The sequence below is a fragment of the Luteimonas suaedae genome (assembly GCF_008312895.1).
Lineage (GTDB): Bacteria > Pseudomonadota > Gammaproteobacteria > Xanthomonadales > Xanthomonadaceae > Luteimonas > Luteimonas suaedae.
On sequence record NZ_VSSP01000010.1, the window covers coordinates 162,038 to 168,037 of the forward strand.

6 protein-coding genes are annotated in these 6,000 nt (G+C 64.2%); 4 read left to right on the forward strand and 2 right to left on the reverse strand.

Annotated elements, in window-relative coordinates; genetic code table 11:
• Positions 1-72 precede the first annotated feature (72 nt).
• The 4 genes from FXO19_RS14840 (at position 73) to FXO19_RS14855 (ending at position 3,376) form a co-directional block, all read left to right on the forward strand.
• Positions 73-720, forward strand: coding sequence for a thiol:disulfide interchange protein DsbA/DsbL (locus tag FXO19_RS14840; RefSeq protein ID WP_149195888.1), 648 nt, complete (start codon positions 73-75; stop codon positions 718-720).
• Between the two features lie 52 nt (positions 721-772).
• A complete protein-coding gene (locus tag FXO19_RS14845) occupies positions 773-1,588 on the forward strand; it encodes a thiol:disulfide interchange protein DsbA/DsbL (RefSeq protein ID WP_149195889.1) in 816 nt (271 codons plus the stop codon).
• Positions 1,589-1,621: 33 nt separating this feature from the next.
• Positions 1,622-2,404 (forward strand): endonuclease/exonuclease/phosphatase family protein, encoded by a 783-nt coding sequence (locus tag FXO19_RS14850; protein WP_149195890.1) that lies wholly within the window; start codon positions 1,622-1,624, stop codon positions 2,402-2,404.
• Positions 2,405-2,707: 303 nt separating this feature from the next.
• Positions 2,708-3,376 carry an MBL fold metallo-hydrolase gene (locus FXO19_RS14855; protein WP_149195891.1) on the forward strand — a complete coding sequence of 223 codons (669 nt, stop codon included), beginning with the start codon at positions 2,708-2,710 and terminating at the stop codon, positions 3,374-3,376.
• A 151-nt stretch (positions 3,377-3,527) separates the two neighbouring features.
• Here FXO19_RS14855 and FXO19_RS14860 read toward each other — a convergent pair whose 3' ends face one another.
• Together FXO19_RS14860 and FXO19_RS14865 are read right to left on the reverse strand one after the other, a co-directional pair.
• Positions 3,528-4,097, reverse strand: coding sequence for a toxin-activating lysine-acyltransferase (locus tag FXO19_RS14860; protein ID WP_149195892.1), 570 nt, complete (start codon positions 4,095-4,097; stop codon positions 3,528-3,530).
• Positions 4,094-6,000 (reverse strand): cadherin repeat domain-containing protein (locus tag FXO19_RS14865; RefSeq protein WP_223115519.1); only part of this gene is annotated, 1,907 nt, incomplete at its 5' end. The genes FXO19_RS14865 and FXO19_RS14860, both read right to left, overlap by 4 nt.

Below are 6,000 nucleotides of genomic sequence, written 5' to 3' on the forward strand. Positions count from 1 at the left end.
ACAGCCCTTGAATCGATCCGCCGGCCGGGCCGCTTCGGCCGGCGTTTTTTTGTCCGCGCGGAGAACATCCGGATGAGGCTTTCCCCCGGCTTTCGACAATTCCGTTGGCTGCTCGGCCTGCTGCTGGCACTGCCGCTCGCGGCCGCGGCCGCCGATCTCCCGGTGGAAGGCCGCGACTACGTACTGATCGCCGACGGCAGCCCCTGGCAGCCGGTCGCCGAGGGTGAAGTCGAGGTGGTGGAGATCTTCTCCTACGCCTGCCATATCTGCGACGAACTGCACTCCCAGGTCGAGGCCTGGCGGCGCGCCCAGCCCGAGCACGTGCGCTTCACCTACCTACCGGTGGTCTACCGGGCACAGGACCCGTTCGCGACTGGCTTCTTCGCCGCCGAGGCGCTGGGTGAACTGCCGCGGGTGCACGGGGCGACGTTCGACGCCGTGCATCGCAACGGCGGCCTCGCCCGCAACGCCAGCACCGGCGAGATCGCCTCGTACTACGGCGAACTCGGCGTGGATCGCGAGCGCCTGGAACAGGCCATGGCCGCCGACGAGACCCGGCAAAAGCTGAACGCGGCGCACGAATTCCTGCTGCGCAGTGGCGCACAGGGCACGCCAACGGTCATCATCAACGGCCGCTACCGGGTCCAGGCGCGCAGCCTGCAGGATCTGCTGCGGATCTCCGACCAGCTGATCGCAAAAGTGCGCGCCGAAAGCCGCTGACCCGGCCGCGCCGTTCGCCACTCCCGAATTCCACCGATCGAGGCATACCGCCATGAACCAGCGCCTGGGCCTGCTTCCCCTGCTTCTCACCGTGCTCCTCGCGGCCTGCTCCCAGAACGACGCCCCCGCCGACGCCACACCGGCGGCGGCCACGCAGCTGGCGGCCAACGCGGACGCTGCGGCGCCCGCCGATGCTGCGCCGGGTGCCAACGCTAACGCCGCACCGGCGACCGAAGCAGCGGACGCCCCGGCGGATGCTCCGGCCGCTGCCGCGGCCCCACAACCGCAGGGTCCCGAGCCGCAGCCGGGCACCGACTACGTCGAGATCCCCAACGGCCAGCCTTACCAGCCGCTCAACGGCCAGATCGAGGTGGTCGAGGTGTTCGGCTACACCTGCCCGGCCTGCGCCCAGTTCGAGCCGCTGCTGTCGGCGTGGAAGCGGCGCCAGCCGGCCGACGTCCGCGTGACGGCAGTGGCGGCGCCCTTCGGCGGCTACTGGATGCCCTACGCCAGGGCGTACTTCGCCGCCGAGTCGATGGGACTGGTCGACAAGACCCATCAGGCGATGTTCGAGGCGATCCACGTCCAGCGCAGTCTGCCGGTGCAGGACGCCACCCCGGAAGCCATCGGCGAGTTCTACGCGCAGCACGGCACCGACGCCGGCAAGTTCGCCAGCACCATGCAGAGCTTCGCGGTCAACGGCAAGCTCAAGCGCGCCGAACAGTTCATCGCCCGCGCCGGTGTCGATTCCACGCCGACCCTGATCATCAACGGCAAGTACCGGGTAACGAGCGGACGCTCCTTCGACCAGGTGCTGAACACCGCCGAGCACCTGATCGCCCGCGAGCGCGCCGCGCAGCAGCCGTAGGCTGCGCGTCGCCAGGCTGGCCGACCCCACGCCATGCCGTCAGCCCCCGACTCCGTCCAGCGCCTCAGGCTGCTCAGCGCCAACATCCAGGCCGGCTCCAGCACGCGCCGCTACAGCGACTACGCGACGCGTAGCTGGTCGCATGTGTTGCCGGCCGGCAACAAGCGGCGGGCGCTGGACCAGATCGCCGAGCTGGCCGGCGAGCACGACATCGTCGGCCTGCAGGAGAGTGACCCGGGCAGCTGGCGTTCCGGGTTCACCAACCAGACCCACTACCTGGCCGAGCGCGGCGGTTTCGACTACTGGAGCCACCAGCCCAATCGCCGCGTCGCCAACGTCGCCTCCAGCGCCAACGGCCTGCTGAGCAAGTACGAACCGATCGAGGTCCACGACCATCCACTGCCCGGGCGCGTGCGCGGGCGCGGGTTGCTGCTGGCGCGGTTCGGCGACGGCGATGCCGGCCTGACCGTCGCCGTGGCCCACCTGTCGCTCGGCACGCAGTCGCGACGCGCGCAGCTGAGCTACATCGCCGAGCTGCTGCACGACCACCCGCACGCGGTGCTGATGGGCGACTTCAACTGCACCGCGGATCGCCCGGAGATGGACATCCTGTACCGCAGCACCTCGCTGCAGCCGCCGTCCTGCGCCGTGCACACGTTCCCCAGCTGGCGTCCGCAACGCGCGATCGACCACGTGCTGGTCACCAGTGCGCTGACCTGCGACAACATGCGGGCGATGCCGGCGGCACTGTCGGACCACCTGGCATTGTCGGTGGAGCTGCAGGTGCCGGAAAGCGCGCTGCGGATCGATCGCTGACCCGCGACCTTCACGGTGTTGCGGCATCGAGGCGATGCGCGTGATGCGGCGCGATCGCCGACCTTGGCCTGCGGCGGAGCGGCGACTGCGCGGCCGTTCCCTGCATGTCGTTCCTCCGTCTGCCGAGGCGTCCGACCGCGTTGCGGAACGGCTGCAGGCGTGAATGCGTGGTTGCTGAATGCACGCACATCGCTCCGGCGCAGTGCGCCGCTCGCCACGAACGGCGATCGCCGGTTTGACCCGGAGCCGACACCAGCCCGTGTAGATTCGGACGCTGCTCTCCCGCCACGAGAGGAGCGCGACATGAAGCAGCTCTATCCAGACCTCTGGCAGACGCAACCCGAACGGCCGGTGCCGAGCGAACCCGAGGCTACCGCGCATGCTTACCTGCTCATCCGGGACGGCGGCGGCATCCTGTTCTACAGCACCGGGCGCGAGGCCATCGGCCAGGCCGACGACGAAGCCGACCTGCGGCAGATCGAGGAACTCGGCGGCATCACCCATCAGCTGCTGGCGCACTGGCACGAGGCCTCGTCATCGCTGCCGCGGATCAAGCAGCGGTTCGACGCCGCGCTCGGCGTGCACGAGCGCGATGCCGCCGCGGTGCGCAAGGCGAGCGGCGTCGGCCCCGACCTGCCGCTGCAAGCGCGCGAGACGCTGCTCGGCGACATCGAGGTCATTCCGACGCCGGGACACACCGCCGGGAGCACCTGCTTTCGCTATCGGTCGCCGCACGGCCGCACCTACCTGTTCACCGGCGACACCATCGTTCCGAACCGCGACTCCTGGATGGCGGCCGCTTTCGAGGACGACGCGGGCCAGCCCCGGCTCAGGAAGAGCCTGGAACTGCTGCGCGAAGTCGACCCCGACGTGGTCCTCGCCGCGGGCGCATTGAATTCGGACACCTGCCGCGAGGTCTCGCCGGCAAGCTGGCGCTCGGCACTGGATGCGGCGACGGCCAGCCTGTCCTAGCCGGACGCCCGACGGCCACCCGCACGCACGAGCTCACGATCGACGGCACGGGGCATGGAACTTGACGAGCGGATCCTCGGCAGCGATAGCCTCAAATCGTAGGTCCACAGTTCTTTGTCAGCCACTGCTCAGTGACTCGTCACCTTTCTGGTCAGCCGTCCGGAACAGCCTTGACCGGCAAACCCTTCATCTTGATCTTGTCTCGCCTTCCCGACGTCGGATCGGTACGGTGCAGATGGAAAACCTTGCCACGGAAGGGGCCGCCCATCAGGTCCAGCATCATCGTATCTGCAAGCTTGTTGTCCGGCGTCGCGAACGGCGTGACGAACTCGACCAGCCACAACCGATCCCCCGAACGCCAGTCCGTTGCTTCCAGATGCTCGCCACGTTCCAGCTTCGCTTCGGCCGTTTCCGAGAGGTGAGCCCAGATTGCCACACCTAACGGTAGCTGCTCGATGCCTTCCTTGCTGAAGCCGGTCATCCGGAACTCCTCCGGATCCGTACCCTCCAGCTTCGGCAGGGGGCCGAAGCGAAAGATGCGAAACTGCTCGTTGAGGATAGCTGGCATGAAAGACCATTCCAGGTCCTTCAGCTTCAGTTCCCGGTGCAGCGGCGACTGGCTCAGCAGCCAGACCACTTGCCCCAATGCTTCGGCAACGGTCTTAGGGGCGCCCGGATGGGCGGATGCACCTGTGGATGGCTTGGCAGCGCTATCGTTCATGCCGTCATCCTAAGGTCAGGCAACGCGGTCAACAACTCCAGGGCGTTGGGATTGTTGGCCACCCCCAGACCGGATTCGGCGAAGGGCTGTGCCGAGAACGTGGACATCGCTTCCACCATCTGAAAGCGCTTTTTCTCACTTAGCGCTAGCCTGTCGTGCAAAGCCGAACGAGAATACCCGTGTGTCGGGCGATACTCGTTCTGTGCTTTCTCCGTCTGGCCAAGATATCCCGACTCATCCTGTCCGATGCGCGGCTGCGGTATTGACTGCAGAAACTGCGCCCGATCCATAGCGGAAGCTTCTGGAGTGCGCTCACCTGTCGATGCCTCTGACCCAGCGACATTCTGCATCGCAAATGCCATCGCCTGTGCAGAAGCTAGCTCACGATGAGCGCGGCGGTCGACTTTGCCCGGCGCAGCATCACCAGAATCTGAATCGCTTCCATTTTCCAGACCATGCCAGTGACTCCCATGTCGGTCCTGATAATCGTCATCCTGCGGCAGGTAAGGAAGCGTTCTATTGTTGCTCCACTGCCCGTCCATTCGCCAGCGTGCGAATCGGGCCCAAGCATCATGTTCACCCAACAAGGAGCCGGTTCTCTGCAGCATGGATGGAGACGTCTTTCCCGTGGGGACATTCTCAACAGCGACATAGGACAGGAACACATCGCCTACCATGCCGAGCGAGCCATCAGCTCTTTGAAAACTGGACGTCGCATAGATCGTATTATCGCTCGCGGTTTCCGGATCCAGACCCGTCCGCACTCCGCTCAAGTCGATCGAGACGATGCCTAGGTCTGCCAACCCCCACAACTCCTCAGCTTGGCTGATGCCATCCTGATCCTGATCCCGCCATACGCGGAACTCGGAGTAACGCACATCTTCAGAATCGAATCGAGCATTACCGTTGCTGTCGAATGCAGCCAACCCTTGGAGGTCTGAGTACGCGCCAGCCAAGTCGCTCGTGAACGAAATTTCTGATCCGCCATCGATAACGCCATTGCCATTTCTATCGAGCACCAACAGACCGTCGTCGGCGCCAGCCCAGCCACTTAGATCACGAGCTCCATCATCGTCCATATCAAACTTGACCGTAGATGTCGCCAACGGAACCAGCTCCACACCATCTCCATCAAGATCAAGAACAACGGGAGGTTTTCCGCTGCCTGGCTTCTTAAGAACGGAGATCCTATATTCGGTCATTGTCGACAAGCCGCCAGAATCAGTCGCCTTCATCGTGACATGGTAAAAATATTGCTCATACGTCTGATAGATATTTGTATAGTTAAGGGTTGACCCGGATATCGAGAATGTTCCACCCATCGCCTCCCAGCTAGATACAACGCTGACTATGGTGAACGACAGCGAATCGCCGTCCGGATCCGATGCCTCTAACCGCAGGCTTCCGGGCCCGCTAATGGAGATTACTTTCCCTGGGAATATCGGGAGTTCGTTGACATTGGCAACGTTGACGGTTATCCAGGCACTACTACTCAGCCCCGATCCGCCTCTATCCGTCGTTGTAACTTGTATCTGGTGACTGGTCGCAGCTTCGTAGTTCAAAGAACCCTGAAGGTATATTTTTCCTGTAGTGGAATCAACGGAGAATCTGCTCGTATCGCCACCTGTCAAGCTAAAGCGGTGATTCCTGTTGTAGCTTTGCGAATCCGGGTCGGAGTAATTGACGCTGCCGACAACTGTCTGCCCGGCTCCCGGCGCATTTTCGGTAACAGTGAAGCTTTGCGCACTGATGGCAGGCGCCTCATTCTTGTCCTCGACTCGCACGGTGACGCTGCGTGTACCTGAAGCGAGGCTGCCGTCTGTTGCACGCACGGTCGCGGTATAGGTCGCCTCCTTCTGGCCGTCGCCGTCGACATCGGTCAAGGTCACGCCGCCTGCGGCCA

What these genes read in the sequence shown, in the direction of transcription:
- FXO19_RS14840 (WP_149195888.1), top strand. Translation starts at nt 73, where the DNA reads ATGAGGCTTTCCCCCGGCTTTCGACAATTCCGTTGGCTGCTCGGCCTG.
- FXO19_RS14845 (WP_149195889.1), top strand. Translation starts at nt 773, where the DNA reads ATGAACCAGCGCCTGGGCCTGCTTCCCCTGCTTCTCACCGTGCTCCTC.
- FXO19_RS14850 (WP_149195890.1), top strand. Translation starts at nt 1,622, where the DNA reads ATGCCGTCAGCCCCCGACTCCGTCCAGCGCCTCAGGCTGCTCAGCGCC.
- FXO19_RS14855 (WP_149195891.1), top strand. Translation starts at nt 2,708, where the DNA reads ATGAAGCAGCTCTATCCAGACCTCTGGCAGACGCAACCCGAACGGCCG.
- FXO19_RS14860 (WP_149195892.1), bottom strand. Translation starts at nt 4,097, where the DNA reads ATGAACGATAGCGCTGCCAAGCCATCCACAGGTGCATCCGCCCATCCG.